At 44.2% G+C, this 24,059-nt stretch carries 22 protein-coding genes and 1 pseudogene; 5 read left to right on the top strand and 18 right to left on the bottom strand.

Annotated elements, in window-relative coordinates:
• Nucleotides 1–37 precede the first annotated feature (37 nt).
• Nucleotides 38–2,665: a family 16 glycosylhydrolase gene (locus tag BK120_RS05790; protein WP_076266521.1), complete on the top strand. Its 2,628-nt coding sequence runs from the start codon at nucleotides 38–40 to the stop codon at nucleotides 2,663–2,665.
• 125 nt (nucleotides 2,666–2,790) lie between these two features.
• Here the strand turns inward: BK120_RS05790 and BK120_RS05795 are convergent, their stop codons facing one another.
• The 4 genes from BK120_RS05795 to BK120_RS05810 all read right to left on the bottom strand — a co-directional run bounded on the left by BK120_RS05795 (nucleotide 2,791) and on the right by BK120_RS05810 (nucleotide 11,091).
• On the bottom strand, nucleotides 2,791–3,408 hold the full coding sequence (locus tag BK120_RS05795) for a hypothetical protein (RefSeq protein ID WP_256710807.1): 618 nt from the start codon (nucleotides 3,406–3,408) through the stop codon (nucleotides 2,791–2,793).
• Between the two features lie 136 nt (nucleotides 3,409–3,544).
• Nucleotides 3,545–5,884, bottom strand: coding sequence for a glycoside hydrolase family 3 C-terminal domain-containing protein (locus BK120_RS05800; RefSeq protein WP_076266522.1), 2,340 nt, complete (start codon nucleotides 5,882–5,884; stop codon nucleotides 3,545–3,547).
• A gap of 24 nt (nucleotides 5,885–5,908) precedes the next feature.
• Nucleotides 5,909–8,674 (bottom strand): glycoside hydrolase family 3 protein, encoded by a 2,766-nt coding sequence (locus BK120_RS05805; RefSeq protein WP_076266523.1) that lies wholly within the window; start codon nucleotides 8,672–8,674, stop codon nucleotides 5,909–5,911.
• 143 nt (nucleotides 8,675–8,817) lie between these two features.
• Nucleotides 8,818–11,091, bottom strand: a complete 2,274-nt coding sequence (locus BK120_RS05810; protein ID WP_076266524.1) for a helix-turn-helix transcriptional regulator — start codon at nucleotides 11,089–11,091, stop codon at nucleotides 8,818–8,820.
• A gap of 247 nt (nucleotides 11,092–11,338) precedes the next feature.
• Here BK120_RS05810 and BK120_RS05815 point away from each other — a divergent pair, with 247 nt between their 5' ends.
• Nucleotides 11,339–12,190 (top strand): hypothetical protein, encoded by an 852-nt coding sequence (locus tag BK120_RS05815; protein WP_076266525.1) that lies wholly within the window; start codon nucleotides 11,339–11,341, stop codon nucleotides 12,188–12,190.
• A 138-nt stretch (nucleotides 12,191–12,328) separates the two neighbouring features.
• On the opposite strand, the gene BK120_RS05820 is transcribed toward BK120_RS05815, so the two are convergent.
• From BK120_RS05820 to BK120_RS05860, 9 genes are all read right to left on the bottom strand, one after another.
• Nucleotides 12,329–12,769, bottom strand: coding sequence for an SRPBCC family protein (locus tag BK120_RS05820; RefSeq protein WP_076266526.1), 441 nt, complete (start codon nucleotides 12,767–12,769; stop codon nucleotides 12,329–12,331).
• A gap of 4 nt (nucleotides 12,770–12,773) precedes the next feature.
• The gene (locus tag BK120_RS05825) at nucleotides 12,774–13,214 is read right to left on the bottom strand and encodes an SRPBCC family protein (RefSeq protein ID WP_076266527.1); all 441 of its coding nucleotides are present in this window, start codon (nucleotides 13,212–13,214) and stop codon (nucleotides 12,774–12,776) included.
• Nucleotides 13,211–13,717, bottom strand: a complete 507-nt coding sequence (locus BK120_RS05830; protein ID WP_076266528.1) for a MerR family transcriptional regulator — start codon at nucleotides 13,715–13,717, stop codon at nucleotides 13,211–13,213. The genes BK120_RS05825 and BK120_RS05830 overlap by 4 nt, the downstream gene beginning before the upstream one ends.
• A 277-nt stretch (nucleotides 13,718–13,994) precedes the next feature.
• Entirely contained in the window at nucleotides 13,995–14,513 is a 519-nt protein-coding gene (locus BK120_RS05835) for a DinB family protein (RefSeq protein WP_076266529.1), read from the bottom strand.
• Nucleotides 14,514–14,569: 56 nt separating this feature from the next.
• Nucleotides 14,570–15,580 (bottom strand): helix-turn-helix transcriptional regulator, encoded by a 1,011-nt coding sequence (locus BK120_RS05840; RefSeq protein WP_076266530.1) that lies wholly within the window; start codon nucleotides 15,578–15,580, stop codon nucleotides 14,570–14,572.
• Between the two features lie 167 nt (nucleotides 15,581–15,747).
• Complete coding sequence (locus BK120_RS05845; RefSeq protein WP_076266531.1) at nucleotides 15,748–16,431, bottom strand: hypothetical protein; 684 nt, start codon at nucleotides 16,429–16,431, stop codon at nucleotides 15,748–15,750.
• A 153-nt stretch (nucleotides 16,432–16,584) separates the two neighbouring features.
• On the bottom strand, nucleotides 16,585–17,658 hold the full coding sequence (locus tag BK120_RS05850; protein ID WP_083681654.1) for a phosphotransferase enzyme family protein: 1,074 nt from the start codon (nucleotides 17,656–17,658) through the stop codon (nucleotides 16,585–16,587).
• Nucleotides 17,659–17,747: 89 nt separating this feature from the next.
• The gene (locus BK120_RS05855; protein WP_144376693.1) at nucleotides 17,748–18,227 is read right to left on the bottom strand and encodes a hypothetical protein; all 480 of its coding nucleotides are present in this window, start codon (nucleotides 18,225–18,227) and stop codon (nucleotides 17,748–17,750) included.
• Between the two features lie 8 nt (nucleotides 18,228–18,235).
• Nucleotides 18,236–18,628: a helix-turn-helix transcriptional regulator gene (locus BK120_RS05860; RefSeq protein ID WP_076266533.1), complete on the bottom strand. Its 393-nt coding sequence runs from the start codon at nucleotides 18,626–18,628 to the stop codon at nucleotides 18,236–18,238.
• Between the two features lie 68 nt (nucleotides 18,629–18,696).
• Here BK120_RS05860 and BK120_RS35165 point away from each other — a divergent pair, with 68 nt between their 5' ends.
• Together BK120_RS35165 and BK120_RS36505 are read left to right on the top strand one after the other, a co-directional pair.
• The gene (locus BK120_RS35165; protein ID WP_179089739.1) at nucleotides 18,697–19,191 is read left to right on the top strand and encodes a hypothetical protein; all 495 of its coding nucleotides are present in this window, start codon (nucleotides 18,697–18,699) and stop codon (nucleotides 19,189–19,191) included.
• Nucleotides 19,115–19,356: pseudogene (locus BK120_RS36505) on the top strand (transposase); the annotation flags it as partial. The gene BK120_RS35165 and the pseudogene BK120_RS36505, both read left to right, overlap by 77 nt.
• Before the next feature lie 157 nt (nucleotides 19,357–19,513).
• Here BK120_RS36505 and BK120_RS05870 read toward each other — a convergent pair.
• The gene (locus tag BK120_RS05870) at nucleotides 19,514–19,975 is read right to left on the bottom strand and encodes a phage tail protein (RefSeq protein WP_076266534.1); all 462 of its coding nucleotides are present in this window, start codon (nucleotides 19,973–19,975) and stop codon (nucleotides 19,514–19,516) included.
• 235 nt (nucleotides 19,976–20,210) lie between these two features.
• Between BK120_RS05870 and BK120_RS05875 the strand changes: the two genes are divergently transcribed.
• The gene (locus BK120_RS05875; protein WP_076266535.1) at nucleotides 20,211–20,933 is read left to right on the top strand and encodes a YheC/YheD family protein; all 723 of its coding nucleotides are present in this window, start codon (nucleotides 20,211–20,213) and stop codon (nucleotides 20,931–20,933) included.
• An 87-nt stretch (nucleotides 20,934–21,020) separates the two neighbouring features.
• On the opposite strand, the gene BK120_RS05880 is transcribed toward BK120_RS05875, so the two are convergent.
• From BK120_RS05880 to BK120_RS05895, 4 genes are all read right to left on the bottom strand, one after another.
• Nucleotides 21,021–21,344, bottom strand: coding sequence for a hypothetical protein (locus BK120_RS05880; protein ID WP_076266536.1), 324 nt, complete (start codon nucleotides 21,342–21,344; stop codon nucleotides 21,021–21,023).
• A gap of 296 nt (nucleotides 21,345–21,640) precedes the next feature.
• Nucleotides 21,641–22,084 (bottom strand): SMI1/KNR4 family protein, encoded by a 444-nt coding sequence (locus BK120_RS05885; RefSeq protein WP_076266537.1) that lies wholly within the window; start codon nucleotides 22,082–22,084, stop codon nucleotides 21,641–21,643.
• A gap of 59 nt (nucleotides 22,085–22,143) precedes the next feature.
• Nucleotides 22,144–23,223, bottom strand: a complete 1,080-nt coding sequence (locus BK120_RS05890; protein WP_076266538.1) for an ankyrin repeat domain-containing protein — start codon at nucleotides 23,221–23,223, stop codon at nucleotides 22,144–22,146.
• A 24-nt stretch (nucleotides 23,224–23,247) separates the two neighbouring features.
• Nucleotides 23,248–23,997 carry a hypothetical protein gene (locus BK120_RS05895; protein WP_076266539.1) on the bottom strand — a complete coding sequence of 250 codons (750 nt, stop codon included), beginning with the start codon at nucleotides 23,995–23,997 and terminating at the stop codon, nucleotides 23,248–23,250.
• Nucleotides 23,998–24,059 lie beyond the last annotated feature (62 nt).

A 24,059-nucleotide genomic window follows, 5' to 3' on the forward strand; every position in this document is an offset into this window, starting at 1 on the left:
CGCAGGAGTAACCATATTTTATTGAAGGAGGACAATAATGAAGGTACTTCACCATTCACAGAAACGGTTTAAGCGGAAGGTACTGAGCTTGTTCTTGGCGGTAGCGATGATGGCGAGCGTCGGGCTATTGCCATTTTCGAAAATTCAAACCGTCGATGCAGCAGGCACCACCGTTACCTCTATGGCTTACTTTTCAGCAGGAGACGGGCCTGTCATTTCAAAATCAGGGGTTGGGCAAGCGAGCTACGGTTTCGTTATGCCTATATTTAACGGGGGCTCCGCCACATGGAACGATGTTTCCGATGACGTAGGCGTAAAAGTGAAAGTAGGGGGCAACTGGGTCAATATTGACAGTGCCAGCGGCTACGTCTATAACCAAAACTGGGGGCATTGGAACGACAGCGGAACGTATGGCTACTGGTTCACTCTGTCCGCAACAACAGAAATTCAGCTGTATTCTAAAGCTAATGGAACGACCCTTAACTACACGCTTGTGTTTCAAAATATAAACAAAACAACGATTACGGCCATGACCCCTACCCAAGGGCCACAAATTACTGCAGGCTTTACAGGAGGTGCAGGCTTTACTTATCCTACCTTCAACAATAATCCAGCCATTATTTATGAGGCTGTAGCGGATGATTTGAAGGTGTTTGTAAAACCCGTAAACAGCAGCACTTGGATTGATATCAACAATAATGCTGCCAGCGGCTGGATCTATGATAGCAACTTCGGTCAATTCACCGAAGGAGGCGGCGGCTTCTGGTTTACGGTAACGGAGTCGATCAACGTAAAACTTGAATCAAAAACCTCTTCGGCTAACGTCATTTATACGATAACCTTTAATCAACCCGTAAGAAATTCATATGTCATTACTCCCTACGATGGAACAACCTACACAGCAGATGCGAAAGGCGTCATCGGCATACCGCTGCCTAAAATCGATGGTGGCGCGCCAATAGGCACTGAGCTTGGAAAATTCGTATATCAAATTAACATCAACGGGCAATGGGTGGATATGGCGAACTCCAGCCAGAGCGGATTTTCATATTCCGGCAATGGTTACAATAACATGTCCGATGCCAATCAGTGGGGATATTGGGCCGACTATATCTATGGCCTTTGGTTCCAGCCCGTCCAGGTGAATATGCAAATTCGAATCGGCTACCCATTGAATGGGCAGGCAGGCGGAAGTGTCGGCAGCAACTTCGTTAACTATACCTTTATCGGCAATCCAGATGCTCCACGTCCAGATGTATCCGATCATGACGATGTGGCAATCGGAACGCCAAGCGACCCAGCCATTGCGGGCATGAATCTCATCTGGCAGGATGAGTTTAGCGGTACAATGCTCGATACGAACAAGTGGAACTATGAAACCGGCTATTATATCGGTAACGATCCCAACAGCTGGGGCTGGGGCAATGCAGAGCTGGAGCACTATACCAATAGTACACAAAATGTATTTGTACAGGACGGAAAGCTGAATATTCGGGCGTTAAACGATCCAAAATCGTTCCCGCAGGACCCAAGCCGGTATGCTCTATATTCCTCAGGCAAAATTAATACCAAAGATCATCTATCCTTCCAGTACGGCAGAGTGGATATTCGCGCGAAGCTGCCTACAGGCAATGGTGTCTGGCCTGCGCTCTGGATGCTTCCAAAAGATTCAGCTTACGGTGCATGGGCCGCATCGGGTGAAATTGATATTATGGAAGCCAAAGGACGTTTGCCTGGCACAACTAGCGGCGCTGTGCACTTTGGCGGACAATGGCCAGTGAATCGATATATTGCTGGGGAATATCATTTCTCGGAGGGGCAAACCTTTGCCAATGATTATCATGTGTATACGATGATCTGGGAAGAGGATAACATTAAATGGTACGTGGATGGGGAATTCTTCTTTAAAGTCTCCAGAGACCAATGGTACTCTGTAGCTGCACCAAACAATCCGAACGCTCCATTCGACCAGCCTTTCTACATCATTATGAATCTCGCGATCGGCGGTCATTTTGATGGTGGCTTAGCACCAAGTCCATCTGATATTCCTGCGACGATGCTGGTGGATTATGTGCGGGTTTACAAAGAAAACGGTGGCCAAAATCCTACGAACGTGCCTGTTACCGGTGTAACTTTAAACCAGAGCACTGCACAGCTGCAAGTAGGACAGAGTGTACAATTAAACGCCAATGTTGCACCCTCTAATGCAACAAATAAACAGGTCACTTGGAGCGTTTCGGGCACCAGCATCGCTTCCGTAAATCAGAACGGGGTGGTGACAGGGCTCGCTCCAGGAACAACAACGGTTACGGCAACAACGGCTGACGGCAACAAAACAGCCAGCTCTACCATCACGGTTGTACCCGCGCCATCAACCGTTATTGTCATTGGCGATGCGGTGCGCGGCCTGAAAAAAGCGGGCAATAACTTGACGTTTTATGTGAATGGCGCAACCTTTGCCGATTTGCACTATAAGATAAATAACGGTGCACAGCAAAACGTAGCCATGACCTCAGCAGGAAACGGCAACTATACTTACCCTGTAAACAACCTGCAATCTGGGGATACCGTCGAATACTTCTTTACCTATAATCCGGGGCAAGGCGCGCTGGATACTCCTTGGCTCACCTATATTCATGGGGTAACGCAAGGAACGCCTGAATGAACCTGGCTTAATCCAGAATAGCAAGCGAGGCAGTAATCTCAAACAGGCGAGGGGGAATGTTCCCCCTCGCCTTTCCTATTTCTTCAACCATAAAGAGTGTCATACTCACACTACCGTGACTATCTCTACTTTGCAGGCTCTTGTTTAAAAATAATTTTAAATATAGGGTAAAATACTAAAAATGAAATTGTACTATTGATAACCATTGTAATAATATCAGCGGCTGTTTCACCAAATGAACCCATTCCCCATGTGTTCATGAATAGGTTATAAATTGGAGCTTTATAAAATCCTTGGGCTGCTGCAGCACCAAAGGTTATCACAATGTACGCTAATACATACCAAAAAGCAGCCGTCCAAATATTGCTGTTCGATTTAAATGTAATATTTCTCTGTGCGAAAAAATTAATAATCTGTGCAATGCCGAGCGTTATTTGAACAGCAAGGAAATAGCCAAGACCGCCTCCGCCTCCTGACGCAAGCGATCCAGCTGCATAATCGAATACATAATAAGCACTTCCATCAAAATTACTGCCGAGCTGTAAAATTTGAAAGCTTATCGTTAGTAAGGATGTCTGCGCGAATATAAGTTTAATTAAAGGCATCAAAATAAGCTGCAATGATGTAATCCCAACACTCAATATTAAGAATACGATAAATTGTGTAATATTAGGATGCCGTTCCTTTTGTTTATTCCAAAAACCGATTATTCCTTTATTTTTTTTCATCTCTATTACGCTCATATTATTCGTTATCTCCTCTGTCACGCCTGTTATGTTCTTATTTATCTATGCACAAAATAATTCTGTTGGAAGTGAAAAAGGAGATACCATGGTATCTCCTTTTCCATTCTTTATTTAATTGACGCTTAACCACGCGTTATCGGTTTATCCATTTCAACAGCTTCAAAATTTGCTTACGGCTAATTTTTCCGCCAGTAAAACGATCGATTTGACGAAACGGCATATTCAGAACAAAGTAGACATTATTTGCTAATAGCGGCCTATTAACGGCGTCAAAAAACTTTTTAAAGAAAAACACAACATGATAGATGGTTTTCCCCAGTCCGTTCTTATATTTAGCTTGAGCGATGGTGTCGTTTAAACCCAGATCATGTTTTGGGTTCCAGGTAGGCGATGGAGGCTCGTATCCCAAAAGCCGCTTATATTCCGCTGCCGTTACTTCGTGAACATGTCCGCTAAAATAATGCGGGAATTGGTCCTCCGTATGCTCGCAAGGAACGGAATCCCCTGCAAGCGTAATCCGTTCACTTAACAGAATGGATTGAATCGAACTACCGATTTGAATGTCATAAGCCCCCGGTTCAACTGTCCATTCATTAATTGTCGGATTGTAATAGGAGAAATCACGTTCCTCCAGCGTTATCGTAACCCTTTTGCTTTCGCCCGGCTCCAAAAACACCTTTTCAAAACCTTTTAATTCACGATTTGCTCTGAATATGGAGGAATCGTGCTTCTGGATGTACAGCTGCGCAACCTCTTCCCCCGGGACAGCACCTGTATTGGTAATCGTAAACGAAGCTTTATACTGATCAACTGTTAAATCTGTATACTCAAAGGTTGTGTAGGACAGCCCGTAACCAAACGGAAATAATACAGGCTTCTCCACGGTATCAAAATAACGGTAACCGATAAAAATACCTTCGATATGCTCTGCCGTTGCTTCCCTGCCCGGATAATAAGGAGCAGAAGAAACATCGCCGTATGAGATCGGGAAGGTTTCGCTAAGCTTGCCGCTTGGGTTGTACGCCCCAAGCAAAACACTCGTTAATGCTTCGGCGCTACCTTGTCCGGATAAATAGGTATGAATGATGGCTTTCACATCGTGTACAAACGGCATTTCAATGGCACCGCCGCCAGCAACAATTACTACAACATTGGAATTAACTTTCGTCAATGAAAGAAGCAAGTCCAGCTGGTTCTCGCGTAAGCTGAGATTCTCGCGGTCGACGCCTTCCGCTTCACTGCCTTCGTCCAGTCCCAAGAACAACAGAACGGTATCGGCTTGGTCAGCTAACGTTACGGCTTCTTTTACTAACCGATCATTATTTCCGCCCATTCGATTGAAGCCTTTTGCGTACCCAATAATCGGCAAGCCAGATTGACTGAGCACATCGCAGGCATTGGACAGCTTAGCAGGATTAATAAGCGAGCTTCCAGCACCTTGGTAGCGAGGTTTTTTGGCAAAATCGCCAATAATCGCAATCTTTTTATCCTGTCCAAGCGGCAAAATATGACCCTCGTTTTTCAGTAGCACTATTGAACGTTTGGCAGCTTCTATCGCTTTGTGATGATGCTCCTCATAGTCAATGCGCGGCGCAGGGCTATCGTTCAACTGGGTAGTAAAGACCAGCTCTAACAGACGATGAACGGCTTCATCCAGCACCTCTTCAGCTAATTCATTGCATCTAACCGCTTGCACGATTTCTTTATCCGTAATCCCATTGGTTGCGGGCATTTCCAATTGATTGCCTGCTTTTAAGCCCGCAACACGGTCATTATTACCGCCCCAGTCGGTAACGACTACGCCATCAAATCCCCATTCTCCGTAAAGAATATCCTGCAGCAAATAGTCGTTTTCATTCGCGAACGTGCCGTTTACTTTATTGTATGAGGTCATGATTGTTTTGGGCTGACCCTTCTCCACTACACGTCTGAACCCTTCCAAATACAGCTCTCTTAACGAGCGTTCATCTACAACCTCATCAATCGTCATTCGCATATGCTCTTGGCTGTTGACCGCAAAATGTTTTGGGCAGGCAGAAATGCCGTTGTCTTGAATGCCTTTCACCATCTCGCTCGCTAATTCGCCCGTTAGATAAGGGTCCTCGGAAAAATATTCAAAGTTGCGGCCGCATAACGGATTCCGCTTGATGTTTAATCCAGGGCCAAGCAGCACGCTCACTTTTTCACTAGCCGCTTCTTTTCCAATCGTTTGGCCCACTTCATAAATCAATTGCCTATCCCAACTATTAGCCAAGGTTGCTGCTGTCGGAAAACAAGTGGCAGGCAGACTTTTATTTAAGCCCAAGTGGTCTGCCTTTCCGCCTTGCTTCCTGAGTCCATGAGGCCCATCTGTCAGCATAATTCTTGGAATATTTAATCGATCGATCGCTTTTGTATTCCAGAAATTTGCGCCAGACATTAAGGACGCTTTTTCCTCTAAGGTCATGCTTTCGATTAATGCTTTATACTTCATTTCATTCACCCTGCTTCCAAACGCTTATGATTTGAATAAGTAGGTTTGCAGGATCGTGTACAACACATGATGAACACTTGTGCGAACTCCGTTTGCAATACCTGAAGGATCCTTCTTGTATGCTTCTTTCAACAATTTAACGTTTTTACTCGGCGTCATAATATCCAACATGAGGTCATTGCCAGCTACAACAGCATCCGGTGCTTTCATAAAGCCAAAAACTGCATCGCTTGAAACAAAACCTTCGAAGCCCCATTCTTTGCGCAAAATATCATTTAGCAAGACAGAATTTGCTCCGGCCCACTTTGTTCCGATGATGGAGAAGCTGGACATTGCGCCTAGAGGGCTGCTTTCTTTCACCGTAATCTCAAACGGCTTCAAGTAGAGTTCGCGAATCGCTTGCTCATTAGCCCATATTAAATTGCCTGAACGAGCGTTTGTTTCTTGATCATTTAAAGCAAAATGCTTCATGAAGGCAATAATGCCTTGGTCTTCTGCACCATTTATCATAGAAGCTGCCATTTTACCTGAAAGCACGGGATCTTCGGAGAAGTATTCAAAGTTGCGGCCGCCTTGTGCCGTACGGTGAATATTCATACCCGGTGCATACCAGCCTTGAATGCCATACGCACGCGCTTCTTTGCCGACCGCTTCTCCCATTCGATACGCCAAATCATTGTTCCATGTTGCTGCGATGACGATTTCAGACGGATATGATGCTGCTTCGATTTGCTTAAAGAAGTAGCTGAATCCAGCCGGTCCGTCCATCAACAGCGTTTTTGGAACGCCCAAACGGTCGATAGCCATCGTACGATAGGCGCCGTTTGCTACATAATCGATCATTTCATCCATGGTTAACTGATCCAAGAAGGTAGCCCATTTCGGATCATCAAAAGCTAAACCTTTCAAATCCTCCAATTTCAAGCCATTATCGGCACCAATCGTTGGCATTTCCATAGTTGAAGCTTCCTTCTTTTTCGAGAAGGCATCGAGCACATATTCCGGTGCTTCATGACTAATATTCTCATCAGAAGGATACGTCTTCTTCCAATCATTACGCGACAAATAGGTGATTTCACCTTTTGCTAGGTCAAAACGATTCTCGTAAGCCGTCTTAGTATCCTTGTCTTCTTTATAGACCTTTTTCTGTGCCAGCTCAAGGTCATAGCTTGCTACAATATCATGGACGTTGCGAGCTACTTTAATCGAATAGGTACCCGGATCCAATACATAAGCTTCTTCTACGTTCATATCATAAGAAGCCATCTCTTCGGCAGCAAACGAAAGCGTGAGCACTTCGGATTCACCAGCTTCCAGCTGAGACGTCTTTGCATAGGTCGCCAATTCAATTGCCGACTTTTCAGTACCGCCTGCAATATATGGCGCCGAATAATAAACCTGCACCACATCTTTGCCGGCTCTGTCGCCAACATTTTTCACTTCAACTTGCAGTTCAATCTTCTCTTCCGATAAGGTTTGATTAAGAACCTTCCATTCGAAATCCGTATAACTTAACCCATGTCCATAAGGATATAACACCGTATCTTTATAGCCTGCTTCATCATTTAAAAAGTAGGTTTCATAAAACCGGTAACCTACATAAATGCCTTCTTGATAATTGAGGAATGAATATTTCAAATTATCGTATTTATAGTCTCCAAAGTTCACGCTTGCCGGAGAAGTTGAATTGTCATAAACATACGTATCCGTAATACGGCCAGATGGATTGACATTCCCTGCAAGAATATTTCCTAACGCATTCGCTCCGTAAGGACCAGGTGTTCCAATCCACAATACAGATTTAATGGATTCGTATTCTTCTACGAAACCAAGCTCCAGCGCATTCCCTGCATTGACGACAATCGTCACATTTTTAAAGCTATTTGCAACCTTTTCAATCAAGGCACGCTTGTTTTCTGTTAATTTCAATTGTTCAGCAGTTGCATCGCTAGCTTCTGTACTCTCACTCGCAATAACAATTAGCGCATTTTCTGAATATGCCTTTGCTTGTTTGATTGCTTCGTCAGTCAAGTAATCAATTTTTGGCTCATCACTTGAATTCATGCCCAGCATACCTTTGACAACTTGAACGATGCCCGTGCTTGCCTTGGCACCCACTCCCGCTTCTGCACCAACTTCTTGATACAGATCATGAAGCTCCGTATTGTAAGCGATGCCAGCATTTTCTAAGCCTTTAAAGAGATTAACCGCACGGGAAGTATCACCAGCACCCGATCCGCCGCCGCCATAACGCAGCTCTAGTGCCGCTAATCCGAAGACGTTAACTTTTTTATCGTTCAACGGCAGCTGTTTATCTTCATTCTTCAATAGAACAATGCCTTCATTCGCGATTTCTTCAGCTACTTTCCCGCCATATTCACGTGCTGCAATTCCCTCAGGTGAATCGGTAACAGCCGTAATATGTTTTCCTGTCAGCGCATCGATGAGACCAGAAGCAATGGGACCGAATTGTACAAATAATAATACGACAATAACTGCCACAATCGACCAGCCTGTAAAACGCCTTGGCCTGTTTTTGATTTTCTTGTAACGTTTTGCTTTCTTTTTCATCGCCCTGCGATCTTTGCGGTTTAACGCTTTCAATTCCATTTTTCTTTGTTGCTTTTGCTCATGCTGTAATTGTTTATCGTGATCTATCGCAGCCTTGCGTGCTGCTTCAGGCAGAGCCTTAAATTCTTGCTTTCTTTCTCGCAGCTTCGCTTTATCTTCCTTCACTTTTCGTACGAGTTCACTTTTTTTTGCTTGTTTTTTCTTAAAATAGTCCCACACCGTGATCCCCTCCGGTTTCATCTATCTTTTTTGCTTAATCTTAATACAGCGCTTACATTAAAACTATGAGGATCTTGTCGAAAAAAAAGCTAAATATTGCGATCCTCGGATTTTTCACGAAATCCAAAGCGCAACATTTAGCATTAATCGTTTGTTTTTTCTAGGTCAATCATAACGATTCCGAATAGGGGGACTTCGAATTCAAGTGTATGATTTCCTTTTATTTTCAGCTGTTCGACGCTTCTTGAAGGTCGATTAATCGCATTCCAATAGGCAATATCTTCGGAGGACAATTTTTTGCATTTCCTTAATTCGGCAAGATCCAACCGCTGATCTACCTGCTCAGGTGTTAATCGTTGCTTTATCAATCGGTAATTTCCTTCAAGGCTTGTAAGTTCAAGATTCACATAAACATACGGACTTTTTGCCTTATGCCAAACCAATTTGAATGGTTCATGATTTTGATTGATCATCAGATGAAGCTCTTCCTCTGGATAAACAATTAAAATGCGGTAATTTTCTTGCCGCTTGGTCACGATACAAGATTTATTTTGAAATACAAGCTCGTCAAACAGTCGGTTCACAAACTCTGTCGCATACCAGTTGTCCTTGTAACGACCATCCAGCGTACATAATGACAGTTTACTTGCCAGTTCATCTGGAAAATATTCAAACAGCTTCGCCGAATCGAGTGACAACGGAGAGAAGTAGTGGCCTGCTACTTCATTTTGATTCCTCAGGCTTATGTACTGCCAAATATTTGCGCTTGCTTGCGCTAACTCCGAATAGGCGTGTAGATCATCATCGTGTTCGTAAATCTGCATACGGTCTAAAATACGGTCCTGAGCTTTCATATTCGTACTCGAGCCAATGACCCGAATAAAGGCTTCATCGAACAAATAATTAAGCGCAGACTCAAGCGGAATCTTGCGCATATGTGTCCAATCATCGATACAATACACAGCATTACGACAATCCATATCCAGCGATACCGAACCTTCAGGCCGCATGGGAAAATGAATGATAACGTTCAGGTAACCTTTAAATATTGAAATAGCATTTACAAGCGGCATGCATAGCTCCCGGCTATTCTGCTGTTCATAAAAGCAGCGAAACTCATACATCCAGTCCTGGCTTGTCCCGTAATTTTGCTGCAGATGGAGACTTAATTCGGTCAGTACCGTTTGAAACCCTTTTTTGTTAGGAAAACCTCGCATCTCCCAATCATCGAAATCGATGGATTGGAATTGAAGGTAAGGCACCATACCGACAGAAACAATCTGCTTCAGCTTTCGATCCAGCTCTCTAAATGAACAAACGAGCTTGCCTTCAATTAGCTGTATGTCTACTTTTTTTAAAATATGGGCAACGGCTACCCACTTCACACCGAGGCGCTGGCGCACTTCAAGCAAACGGCTATCCGTAAGCTCTCCCTTTACTTTCAGCACATGATTGACCTTTGAATGCCGGCCAATCGTTTTATGCAAATCTATTTTAACCTCGATACGATCGGGGGCTGAAGCTGAAGCAGTTGGCAGATCGCCTATAGGTACATAAGGTGATAGTAGCGCTAATACATCTTGAGACAGTGCTCCATCTGCATGATTCTGCACCGCTCTAATTTGACGCTCCTCACGAAATTCAGCAGGCGTTAGATTATACCTCATTTTAAACGCCTCGTTAAATGAGCGTACATTGGGAAAGCCACACTCTAAAGCAATCGTAACTATTTTGTTGTTCGTACTTTCCAGCATTCGAAAGCTATGAAATAACCGCACTTCTTTGATGTAGTTTCCGATTGAAATGCCTAACTGCGTTTTAAAAGAATGCGCCAAGTAGTACTTGCTGCTATAGAACTTTTCAGCTATCTCATCCAAACTGAGCTTCTCAGCGTAATTGACATTAATATAGGATACAATTTCTTTCACTTTGTCCGAAGCAGCATGCGCTTGCTCCTTATCATCTGCCGCCCCAAGATATCTGTAGAAAAGTCCAATTAATCGTTTCGAATACCCCTCAATCATGTAATCAGAACCGTCTCCGGGATAAATCATTTCAAGGTACAAATATGCCATACCATTTTTCACAAGTTCATAGCCATCTTTTTTGTAAACCATCGATAATGGAATATTAAGCTTAAATGGCGGAAACTCCTCTTGATACTCACCCGTTAAGAATTTCACTGTGAGCGTCGAGTTCTCTTCGCTGCCGATCACACGAACAATATCACCTTTATTCAGAACAAATATATCGCCTGTCCGAATCAAAATATCCGAACCGTTACGCATAATTTCCAAATAACCAGAAAGAACAAACCATGCCGTTAACTGCGTGATGAGCAGAAAATCCACTTCCTCAATCGTTTCGATTGAGGCTTGGACGATCTTATCAGGTCCATTTTCCTTCTTATTCAACATCAACAATCTCCTCTACAGATGTGAAGACTATATTGCTCTAGCTTAGTAAAAGACAATGTATTTATCCCTATTTATTATAAACCATTCCTTCACTACTCCAACTGATAAAAACAGGATAGGTGAACTCATAAAACTCCCCATTACTTTTTTGCCCAATTCTATAAAAAAATATGGAAGAATATTTCGATATTATGAATAGAAGAGTAAAGCTTGAATGAATAAACGACATAGGAGCAGGTGGTTAAAGATGAAAATTTACGGATCAACCCCGCATGACTTGAATTTATATATGAACTCGAAACAGCAAACCGATAAACCAGCCTTGGTTACAGGAACGATACCCGAGCTGTCACATGACACTGATACAGTTGAAATCAGCCCGACCGCCAGGCAGCTGGCGGCATCGGATATTGTGAACCATTCAGCTGTATATTTTGGAACCGTGCAAATCAATGATTCACTGAACCGCCTTCTTAAAGATCAGCCTTCAGAGGTGAAGGAAGCTGTTTACGGCATCATTCAATCCAATTTCATTACAGACATAACCGATGAAGAGGAAAGAGCAGCATTGTTAGAACTCGGACTCTCTCAAGCTAAGTATATCGCAGACAACTACTTAAAGGATGACGGAGCGGCAGAATTTATGAATACAATTCATCAGATCGGAGCCCTATCCAAAACCAGAACCATAGACCCTGAAACGAAACAAATCCGCTACGAAACACCGCCGCAAAGACCTATCGGAGCTCCTGACGATTATATTAAATTAACCGATATGATGCAGAAATTTGAGCCGGAAACGCTGGACAAGCTGCAAGCAGCTATTGTGAGCGGAAAAGACTGGGGCAACATCTTGCTAAACTTCGCTGAGAAAGTATCGACTCGCAAGGATTGGGTGCAGGAATATAGAGAAGGAGCAGCCAACCATATTGGGGATATTGCCGGCGAAAATAGATTTGAAAATGTCTCTACTGCTAGCTTGAATGAGTTTGTCAAAAATATTAGGGACATCATTGCTAATACTGGGTTTGAAAACACTAGGTTATTGACAGATAATCTAGAGGCTTTTATGCGAACGTTGAAAAACCCGAATTCATAAGCTGCCTGGTTTCAACTACCCTTATCCAAAAATAAAATCGCCGTCTGGTTCCCAATAGGGAGCTTGAACGGCGACAATTTTAGAGTCATCACGTAAGTACTAGTTCTTTCAACTAAAAGCCGATATAACTTAGCAACGCTAGTCGGTCAAATTCTCCAGCAGCTCTCCAAGTTTATCAAGCAACTGCTCATTAGCTTCTATACAGATCGGCTTGGATTTTTCAAACTCTTCTTTTTCCTTGAAACGTTGACGGAAGGTGACTCTGGTGCTGCCTTCAATGCTCTCGAAAGTAGCCGTTATCCGAAATTCGTGACCGGACACATGATCAAGCACAATTCGCTCTGACGGTACGATTTCAACAAAGACGTTATGGTTAGGATAATCCGCTCCATCCGGTCCATGCATGATGAACCGCCATGTGCCTCCCGGCTTGATATCACACACTTGATTCGTATTCGTGAAGCCTTCCGGCCCCCACCACTGGGCTATCAAATCGGGGGTTGTCCAAGCTCGAAACACGAGCTCCCGCGGGAAATTGTATTCGCGAGTAGCCATAAGTTGATTTTCAACTATTGTCATGTTCCTACTCCCCGTCTACTGTTTTTCCAAGTGTGTCCAACATGATGTTTGTACCATGCTCCCGTATTTCTAGCGTATCGTGTCCGTCAAAGAACGCACCTTGCTCCGTGAAAATCAGCTTTGTACCGTCCTCCACTTTAATAAGCTCTATCGTTGTAATCGAGACGGAGATGCGTGTGCTTCCTGAATCCAGCGTGTACGTGTAAACAATGCGCTGCTCTGGAACAAGCTCCTGATAGTAGGCGTCAAAGGTAAAAACGGGTCCTTCCGGCGGCCCGCCGCTGCTGTACTCACGCCCGCCGACCTGAAAATCGAAGATTTCTGGCTTCGAAAACCACTTCGCTTTGGCAATTGGATCGGCCCATGCGTGATAAACCCTCTCCGGCGAAGCTGCATAAGTCCGCTCGACGACAAAAGTTCCATGTTTGACAAATCGTTCGTTCATTGATTTTCCTCCTTATGTTCTGGACTTCCGCTCTCCTCGATTAGAAAGTCCCCTAATAGATTCAAATGTCGCTCCCAACTCGTTTGCCGTTCAATGACCGGTTTCTCGAATTCCATTTTCATCGCTTGCAGAAGGCTTGTGAAATCTTCAACCGTTAATTCCGCTTGACCTTGCATTAGCTTGGATACATGCCTGAGCTGCTCCAATAGTTTTTGCTGTCGTTTGATCTGTTCTTTGATTTGATTGATCTGCAGGTTGACGATCTCAAGCGGGCTGATCTGCCCGCCGCTTAAGGCCAGCTTAATCTCCTCGAGAGATAACCCCAGCTCCTTAAGCGATAATATCTGGTGCAAGCGTGATAAGTTCGATTCACTATATAGCCGGTGACCCGATTCCGTCTGGTCAGATGGCGATAACAAACCGATTTGATCATAAAAGCGCAGCGTTCTTACGGTCAGCCCCGTCAGGTTGGCGAGGTCCCCGACCTTCCAATGTTTCTTCATTAACCATCTCCGATCTTTGGCGCTAGCTATATACCGGTAGCTCTATTGTAAAACATTACGTTACGTAAGGTGCAAGTGGAATTGTATCTCTCTCCCATTTTTTTTGCGTCGCTAATTTTGAACACAGGTTATTTTGTCTAATGGCGCAAACTCCGCCGCGGCGCTATTTTATGCAATTGTAATAAAAAAATACGCTTGGGGTTCCAAGCGCATTTTTGAGTTTTTTTAATTTTCTCCCTGCTTTAGACGAATATCGTCCCCGCTCGTTTCGCTCGATTTACCGCTGACTTTCCTGTTGGTTCAACAAATAAAACAGATAATCGGTCGGGAACCCCGCATATCCTTGCTGCCTCAGCATCGCGGTCACATTGCCCCTATGATACGTCCCGTGGTTAACCACATGCTGCAGAATCTCAGAGAACCGCGTATTGAGACTACCGTACTTCGGATGCTCGATCGTCATCTCCTTGTCTGGGCCTGGCGTTCGCTGCAGCAAATCTCGGTACTGTTCGGCGACGCCGGCGAACAGCTGCCGTGTCTCGTCCACTGTTTTGCCTTGCGCTTGCTCCGCCCAGACCGGCATCCTCGGAAAAATGTTCTCGTTCGGAACTCCCGCGAGCACGCACAGATAAAGCTGTTCGAACAAGTACATATGCCCGAACGTTTGTGACACGGACGGGAAAACGCTCGTTACTTCCGCATGGAACACATCTTTCGGAAGCTGCTCTAGATGTCCGAATAAACGCTCGTTCGCCCAAACGTGATAATCGTACAATTGATGCGTTTGTTTAAGCATGGGTGAATCCACCTTCCTTTATTCATCGTCGTTCGGCTGCTGCAGCCTTTCCACTATCATACACCGGGTTTGTTGACAACTGTTGTCAGCGAAGTACAATCGGAATCGTCTGCATAATGTTTTGCAATTCCTATCGCTAATTCCTGAATGCGATATTTCAGATCCAGCGGCTCCCGAATGCGAATGGCCGTGCCGAACGTCATCAGATACATTGGAAGGTACTTGTTCATTGTTGGGGTATCGAGCAGGAACTGCGCCTCCCGGTCGGTCCGTTCCGTCAAATAGTGGCGCATATGCCAGTGCCCGCAAACTGCGTTCAACGTGACCGGGTCCCCCTCGATGCGAATGACCGTCAACGGTCCGTCCGCTTCTCGTTCCCGCTTGGACTGGTCATGGAAATAGGCGGATGCTGAGAAGTGCTCCGGTTTTTCGAACCGCATATCGGTCGGCTCCAACCGTGAGATACGGTCCACGCGGAACGTTCGAGCCGCTTGCGACCGATGGCAGAATGCGACAGCGTACCATTCGTTTCGGACATAAGCCAGCCCGTAGGGATCGATGTTACGTTCGCCCGACTGTTCCGCATTTGGTTTACGATAGGTGATGCGCATTGTTTGTCCGTCATCCGCCGCCTGCTCCAGGTCTCGCAACAGCGGAACGACGGAAGGCGGACGCGACAGAGCAATTACATCCATGCCGCTCGTCTGACGGGTTAGATCGTTAAGCTGATCTTCGTGCAGCCCGTTCTCCACCTTCTTCAACGCACTTTCCAGCTGTTCTGTATAGGGGTAGCCAGCGCCTTGCGTAAATTTAAACGCGTCTACAAGCGCCTTCAGCTCTAAGGGATTGAAAAACAATGGTGTCTCCTTGAAGCTTTCCATAATGCGAATGCCGCCGTCATGGCCCGATTCCGCGACGACCGGCACACCGCTGGCGCATAGTGCGTCGATATACCGGTACACGGTGCGGACGCTAATCTCCAAACTATCTGCAATCTGCGCGGCGGTGAGCTTCCTTCCGGAACGCAGCATCCACAGCATAGACAGCATGTTATCCCATTTTGCCATAGTGGCCGCCTCTTTTCCTCGCGTAATTGAACCTCATTTCGCCGTCACTTATGATACGGTTCTCCGCAATGTCTGTAACAGCAAGTTTTATTAAAAAAACGGGCGCCCAATCCGGCGCGCCCGTTAATTTATATTGATATTCGACTCATGATTCTATGTCCCAGAGTCTATTGAATGTTGAAGCTGGCAATAATTTTGTCGTATTCCTTCAAATCTTTATCTTGATACCGAGTCTTATCGACAAAAAACATCAGGGTTGCGAAATTAGAATCTTTTTGGATGAAGACCAGCTTGCCGACCGTGTCACTTGTCTCGTAATCGATCACCTGCGCTTCTGCTCCGGCGATCTTTGTGTTCGTTTGCTTGTTCACTTTAACGTAATTGTACCCATTCTTTAAAGCCTGCTTGGCATACTCGTCCAAGCCCAAGCCTTTCTTTGACTCCAATTGGAAGTCCACTCCCATATAATAGTTGCTGTACAACTTCCGATTATCAGTCATTACAGAGGGTCTCCAATTGCCATTAATGACAATCTGGAAGAAGTTCGCGGTGTCATGATCAGACAAATTCACATACATAGGACCACCGATGATTAATTTATTTGTCTTGTTGTCGAAAACGAGCTTCGAAGTTAGACCGAAATAATCGGAAACACTCTTGGCTGGCAAATATAAGCTTCCATTGTACTGTAATGCTTTGATACCATCGATTTCCTGACCGTTCATCTCCACTTTAATTGAAGGATTAAAGAGCGCCTTTACTTCCTTCCAAGCAGATCCTGCCCAGGCTCCAGTTGCGTTGCCAAGCAAGAACATTGCTGCAATAATCCCCACCCAATATTTCTTCTTCATTTACCTTCCCCCTACTATTCAACAATAGCCTAATTCTACCATATCTTTTCAAAAAGGGGCGTTTTAAGAGGATGCCACACCTATCAAAATGGATAAAAATCTAAATATTTGATGTCGACTTCAGCCGTCTACAACACGGTTTCTCTGTAAAAACTAAATATTTCGTTCCTCATACTCAAAGGGTTCTTCACAAGAGTACATTTCATGAAAAAACCCTTTGTACGGGATATCGTCTTCCAAACATTTTATAAGATACGACAGCTCCTCATCACACTTTGGTTCCTCACCGTTGTTCTGCATGACCTCGAATGCATCAATAATATTTTCCAAGAGATTTACTTTGATAAATAAAGGCACCTTATCCAACGCCGAATCTTCGAGCTTGGTCTCGGATCTGTATCCCGCGAGGACTGTTTCAAAATAGTCATCCATAAACTTTTTACGTTTACCGGCGTCGGGCTCAAATTGTATCCAGCCCACTCCGCTTGTCCAGAGGCCTGCCAAGTCAAACATATACCAACCGAAGCATGAATTATCGAAATCATATACGGTTATTTGTCCGGTATCAAAATCGATGGAATAATTCCCATCGTTGTAATCAAAATGGAGCATTCCGAAAGTATCCTGGTTGCTGTCCAATCCTTTTAAGGTATTAAGGAGCTCTACCAGTTTTTCTTTAAGCAGAGATAAGGAGTCTGGGATCAATTTATCAATATATTCGGCATTGTATTTGTCAAAAAAACTATGCCGGCGATGGACAGGCATATACCCTTTCGATATTTGGTGCAGTTTCCCCAAGACTTTGCCGCAATTGTAATAATATTCGGTAATTGGAGCTCCTTCTCGGTACTGATAATTATTTTCTACAAGCATTTTTCCTTTAGCCTTTTCAAACAGACAGACAAAAAAGGTGTGGTTATTATGTGTAATCTCCTCCAGCAGATTCCCCTTCCGGGAGCTGATTACATTAGAGACACTTCCTCCGTGCTCGAATAAATATCTAACATACTCAACTTCTCCCAGAAAATCTTCCCGGCTCCTGTCAGGTAAAAAAGCGATTCTAAGTATTTTTGCGTCGGCGCCCTCTTTCACACAGGTATATACGACATTCCTTCCTCCATCATGAGCCGGAATCAGCTGAATTTCATAGCCTTCTAATCCGAATAGCTCCGATACTACTGTAAGCAAATAGGTATCACTGATTGAAACAACCTCGTTATAATTCATACAAGTCCCTTTCCGCACAAACATTTATTTTTTCTTACTCTATAAAAAGAACGTACCATAATAGCGGCACGCTCAATGGACTTTTTTGATCATTTTACTCTGATGGGCGCAAACCATTCCATCTGACAGTACTCGCCATCGTATGCATCCGTGTCGATTTTTTCTACGAAAAATTCGCTATCCAGAAGCTCATATTTCCCTTCGTTCTCCTTTGCAAGCCTATCGATAGCATGATATAGCGCCTCTGCGCGCAGTTCACTAATCTCCTCATAATGATGGTTCCCTATATAACGAAAGCCGACGCATAAGGAAGCAGGGACGGTGTCACCTGAAAAGCCGTCAGGAATATCGTTCAGATTCTGTACCCGTATAGACGGTAGATAGTGCGTCCAACTAAGTGATGGATCAAGTGTCTTTGTTAGACCATAATAAATATTGGGTTCTACTGGACTTGGCACTTTATGTCGATTGTTCCACCAAAATTGCTTAGCAGCCTCGGGCGCTTTTGTCGGCGCTTCAGCAATTTCAATTCGATACATTTGCCCAATTAAATGAAACGATGGCATCATGACCATATTCAGCCCGTATACCAAGTTTCCGCAAACATTGTTTTCGGAAATAGATGAAGAGGAGCTGTTATATGAATGTTTCTTCCGGAATGTCTGCATTCGCCAGGCGTAAGCCCATATTCGCGTTTAAACGCGCGTATGTAGGTTTGATCATGTTCATAACCACATTCGATTGCAATGTCGAGAATTCGTTTCTCGGTAAGCATCAAATGCTCCAAGCTCGCGGCAAGCTTTCGAGAGCGGCTATAGCTTTGTAGCGGCACACCAAAAGCGAATTTGAATAGTCGACGCAAATGAACAATGGAAATCGGGAGATCGACCACATATTCTGCCTCCCTAGTACCAGAAACATTTTCTTCTATTCGTGATAGAAGCTCAGACAAAAGCTTGTATAATTCCATGCAACACTCCTAGGATATTATTGTTCCTTATCATTAAAATACATAAGGACTATTAGCAAAATTATACCATGATATGGAAAACGTTGTTGTTTTCTGCATATAAAAAAGGGGCTGTCTCAAAAGTCATTTTGCGATTTTTTGAGCACTACTTAGAACTTATTTTCATCGAGAAAAAGAACCTCAAGCTCCACTATACAGTGGAATTTGAAGTCCTTTCATTTGAAAACGGGGATGTTTCCCTGATGCAAAGACTTTTGCGGCAGCGCCTGCAGCATCTTCATCTAAGTGCAGAAATGCACTTATTTAACCAAATTTTCTTCAAATCTGATCAATTAGAGGTATTAGTACACCTATTTGCAACATTCCAATCTTGTTTGTTAAAAACAGGTGCACTTTTACACTTATTTACTCTCCACTATCGGTTCGCGCACATTACAATCATACGACGATCATCGCTGATGCTGGATATGGTCAGTCTGAGTTATTATGCGCTACAAGCAGCAAGCAAGGGAAAAACTGAGCTGCGAGGAAGGATATTCGCTGTCGGTAAGACGAATGATTGAACCCGAAAGTATTTTAGGGCAGATAAAGAATAACCAAGGATTCCGGCGTTTCTGCTTCGCAGCTTACCTAAGGTAAGTCTGGAGGTCGGGTGGCTTTCGCTTGCCCATAATCCTATGAAGCAAGCAACCATAGACCAGAATAGAAAAATAGCAGTACAGGAATAGCTCTCCTGTACTGCTATATATTTACCAATACACCCGTTCAAAGCGAGCTATTCCTCAGCGAGCTTGATGCTTATGGGACAGCCCCTAGACATTCTTATTACGATTCGAGCTTACAGGCCGCTAGCCCTCTACAGTCCAAATTTTCGCTGTTGCTTATTTAATATTCTTTTTTAATTACAAAAAACGAACCTCGTATTGTTCCAGCTAGTTTAGACTTCTGCCTCGCAAACTTAAACTTTTCTTCTAACTCCTTTGGTATCTCCATCCCCTCGGAAAGCTTAAAGCCAACGGCCCGCTTCTTAGCGTCATCAACTGTATACATGACATTAATTCCAAGACCGTCTTCATAAAAGACGTAAGCAAATTTAATATTCTCCACTTGAAAACGCGACGTTTCTAAAGGCTTGGCCGCAAACGCAATATCACGCTCTTTCAAAACTTGGTTCACATAATCAAGTGTATCCTGACTTTCGCTAGCTGGCACAACCGTAAATTCATGTTTGTATTTATTCATAAAGTAACGGGCTTCATTAGCGCGCAAACCAGCAAGCGCTTTTGCTACAGGTGAAGACTCTAAACCAACCGTAGACACATTTTTAAAATCAACGATATAAGACATGTCCATCTCTCCTTTTATAACATTATTTCCAACAAAACTTGTCATTATTTATAATATCATTCCTTATCCCCACCATTCTACTACGCAAAGCGGAGAAAACAGAAATGATATGCGGTACGGGTTCAAAAGCCTTATTTACCTGCTTCAGTTTATAAATATGGACGAATCGTCACTTATGCTGATCACTAATTTGACTTAGAATTACCATATAAGATTGAAAAAGGCTGTGATTCTAATGTTAATCAAAAGAGACAAATGGTTGCAATATCGCATCTTTCGCAGCAGGCCCTCTCTCGCCGGACGGTTGCCACAAACACAGTTACTTAAGAAGAACACCTTATCGAAAATGCTGCTTCAATATCAAAGCGTCGTACTGAAACCTCGCAACGGGAGTTACGGAAGGGATATCGTGTTCATCAAACGGAACGGTGCAAATGCCTACCGTATTCATAATGAACAGAATGCGGTTACCATGAGAGACACTGATAAAATACTCAAATGGCTCCGTAAAAAAAACAGTACTCATGGATATATTGTCCAAAGACGTCTGCAGCTTGCTCAAATTGGGCACAAGCCATTCGACATTCGCATAATAACTCAGCGGAAAAAAGACTCTTCTTCCCCTTGGAACGTGACAGGCTCATACGCAAAAGTAGCGGCGCAAGGATATCTAGTCACAAATGTAACTAGCCGCACCATTCCAGTGCTTGAGGCGCTAAATTTAGCCCGAATCGGAGATCGAAGCTTGCTTGTCAAAGCGGAACGGATCGCACTATTGGCTGCCAAAAGACTAGGAGAGCGTTACCCCAAGCTTAGACAAGTCGGGTTCGATATAGGCATCGACAGAAAGCATCGAATTTGGATCATTGAAGGCAATTATCAACCAGACTTGCGCCCTTTTCGGCTCTTGAAAGATTCCTCGATGCAGCGCAGAATATCATGGTATAAGAAACATTAGAGCGAAAAAAGACGACCAGCCTTTTATCCTTGGCTTGTCGTCTTTTCATTTTTATAACCTATTCTTGTTCATGCCCCGTTTGGGATTTTACTTGCGTCTACTTGTACTTACAACACGCGTCACTTGGAACTTGTTTACCCCTACCTGTATAATGGCAAACTTGCTGAAAGAAGTGCCGGAAGAAGTATACGGTTCCGCCTCAATATTTCCACTCGGTGTTCTAACCGTTGCGGTGATTCTAGTCACCAAGCAAACACCACGGCTAGAAGCTGTCCAAGTCTCGTCACGCTGAACCGCATAATTGTCGTCACTACAAAAGATGGATGCATATTCAACTTTTCCAAACGCATTAAACGATGTGGAGTTAAATATCTGAACAGGGTCGTAACCCGTAGGTCTTCTATTTCCCATCTTCAAAACCTCCTTGATATTGGTATAGTTCATTAAATGCAAATTAATAGATTTTGGTAAGGTATAAATGTGGACAAGGAAAAAAAAGCACGTTTGTCCAATGGTCGCGAGGATACGGCAGCATATGATGATTTACCTCAAACAAAAAAAAGAACCACCCTCGTAGTTAAACAGGTGGTTCAAGACTATAGGTTTAATACAGCGAGCGCTATTACTATGCTTCGTAAGGCTTCTTGAAAGAGTTTTGCCCTACTTATAATACGGTTCGCCTTAACGGGTCTACCGAATTGGACTAATCACCACTCATAAAAGTTTTCCTCGACCAGCAACTCAAATGAATCCGCTACTAACTTGATCTCCCCGGTATCGTGGTAACAGATGAGTACCTTTCCTGACCGATCGATGATAATCGGGTCGCCGGAACCATCCATAGAAATGACATAACTAGTTCGTAAAACCTCTGCGCAGGGAAGCTCCTTGAATTGCTCTCGGAACTCCAACGTCAAATCAATAACCGTTTCATTTCCGAGACTAGAACCGTTAGAGAATGCATGTACCGCAAGACCTGCATATGCTCCGCCAAACGTCCTTATAAAATGTACGTAATCTTCATGAAAGCTTACATTCAGCCGTTGCTGTGCCTTAGCAATTTCCTCTTGGCTCGCCGGAATGCCTACTAGTGTGCTATTATCCTCCCGATGAAGGAAATTCTTTAATCTCTCCATTAACGCATCCTTCATAAGTTAATCTCCTTTGTACACTTTCTCCTTTACTAATGTGACCAATAGCGATTCTTTATTTATAACTCTCCCTCAAGAAACTTAATGAGGTACATTTCAGGCTGCACGAGGAACTCTGTAAAGCTGCACAAATCCGCATACTCCTGGTGCTCCACGTCATAACAGCCTACCAAGCCTTTTTTCTTCGGATTCCATACTAGCTGCAGATCAGAGTAATTGTCGATATCGGCTGACAGACGCAACAGCTTTTGCCTGCCAACTTTCATCTCGATCGTATCAGTTAATGTAAAAAAATCGATATACCCGATTTTATATTCATTTTGCGCAAGCTCAAGGCGCAGCTTGTCTCCAATAAGAAAGCTGACCAGTTCATCGGTCAGTTTATATTTTTTTAGCTCAAACTTTTTATTTTCCATATTATGAAGCTCTGCCGGCTCCAGCGATTTCAAATAGTCAGCCAAGATTGTATTCTTATTGCTGACCGCAATCGTATACGGGCGCTCGCCGTCCTTTTCCGCAAAAGTCACGTCCGCACCGCGTTCAATCAAAAATTTGACCATGGCCAGATTACCCATGCGCGCGGCAACGGTTAACGGAGTCGCTTGGTAAGGATAGACCATATCCGGTTTATTATAGTTGATGTTCACCCCATGATCGAGCAAATAGGTGAGTGTCTTATAGTCATGATCCGATACAGCTTGACGCAATACAGCACCGCCATGCAACTTCATATCTAACCCCAGCTCATGAATGAGCGGGATATTGCTTTTGTTGCCATAGTAAGCCTGTGAATATGCGCCAGACCCGGTTTGATTGAGCTTGTCCAGCTTGGCTCCTTGCGCTGCAATGTAGCGAATGATGTCTTCCTTGCAATAGCGAACTGCTCGCAAAAAGGCCGGATTATGATTGACATTCAGGTTGACGCCGTGCGCTACCAGCAGCTTTACAACATCCATTTGCTGCAATATAAGCGCCAGATCAAGCGGACTTAAGGTGGTATGCTTGCTGAGTATGATGCCAGCTTCAATATCCCAGCCTGCTGTAATTGCAGCTTGCAAAGCAGGAATATTTCCTTTGTAAATGTGCATCGCGATTTCCGGCAGATCCTCGAAATTCCCAATATCTTTTAGATTTATCATTCATTAATCGCTCCTACACCTAGCTCAACTGTTATTTTCTGAAATTGCTTCGCACCCTTTTGACAAGAGCCACTGCTTCATAACGGCAAACGCCTGCTGTACATCCTGTTCATAGAAAACAGCCACCTCTTGTTGGTAAGCATAATTCAATCGTACATAGCCACCTAGTTGCCGGTAGAACAGGAAGCATGCATATGGGGTCTCAATGGACAAATCCGGTGGAAAATCTGCTTGGCACATCCCAGCCAAATCGGGTAGCGAAAGCTGATCCTGCCCTTGTGGCAAACGTAAAAAGAGATGGCTCCGAGTACCTGTCCACGGTTCATAATAGACAGCTTCATCTTGACTGATTCCATACACCTGACGAAATATTTCGTCCAGCACCAAGGCGTACATCCCTTCGTCTTCCTGCTCCCGATCCTGCAGCGAAATCGCCTTAACGTGCTCCGCATGCCGAGGCAGCCAGAGCAGTACAGCCGTCTGGGGATGCACGGCCAGAAAATCGCCGTCTACCGTTGTGCCTATAACGGTACACTCACTGATCTGTTGCTCAGTAATGGGGCTGTCTTCGTCATGCTCCCATAACCCGTACTCAGCAAAGGGTTTAAGCACCTCCGTATCCGGCAGCTGAACATTCAACCAACCTCTGTAAGTCCCTTCGCCAAATCGCCGCAAAAACCGGAGGTAGCCCGGTGGATAAACAGCGGCGTCTTCCTTTGCAAGTGCTTGGTTTTGACCATCTGACAGCGGTTTTGGCCGCGATACAATGTACATGAATACTCCCCCTATTTGGACTATTAAGTCTGCCGCTGTTGGCAGTCGGATGTACTTCATGG

Source organism: Paenibacillus sp. FSL A5-0031, from assembly GCF_001956295.1.
Lineage (GTDB): Bacteria > Bacillota > Bacilli > Paenibacillales > Paenibacillaceae > Pristimantibacillus.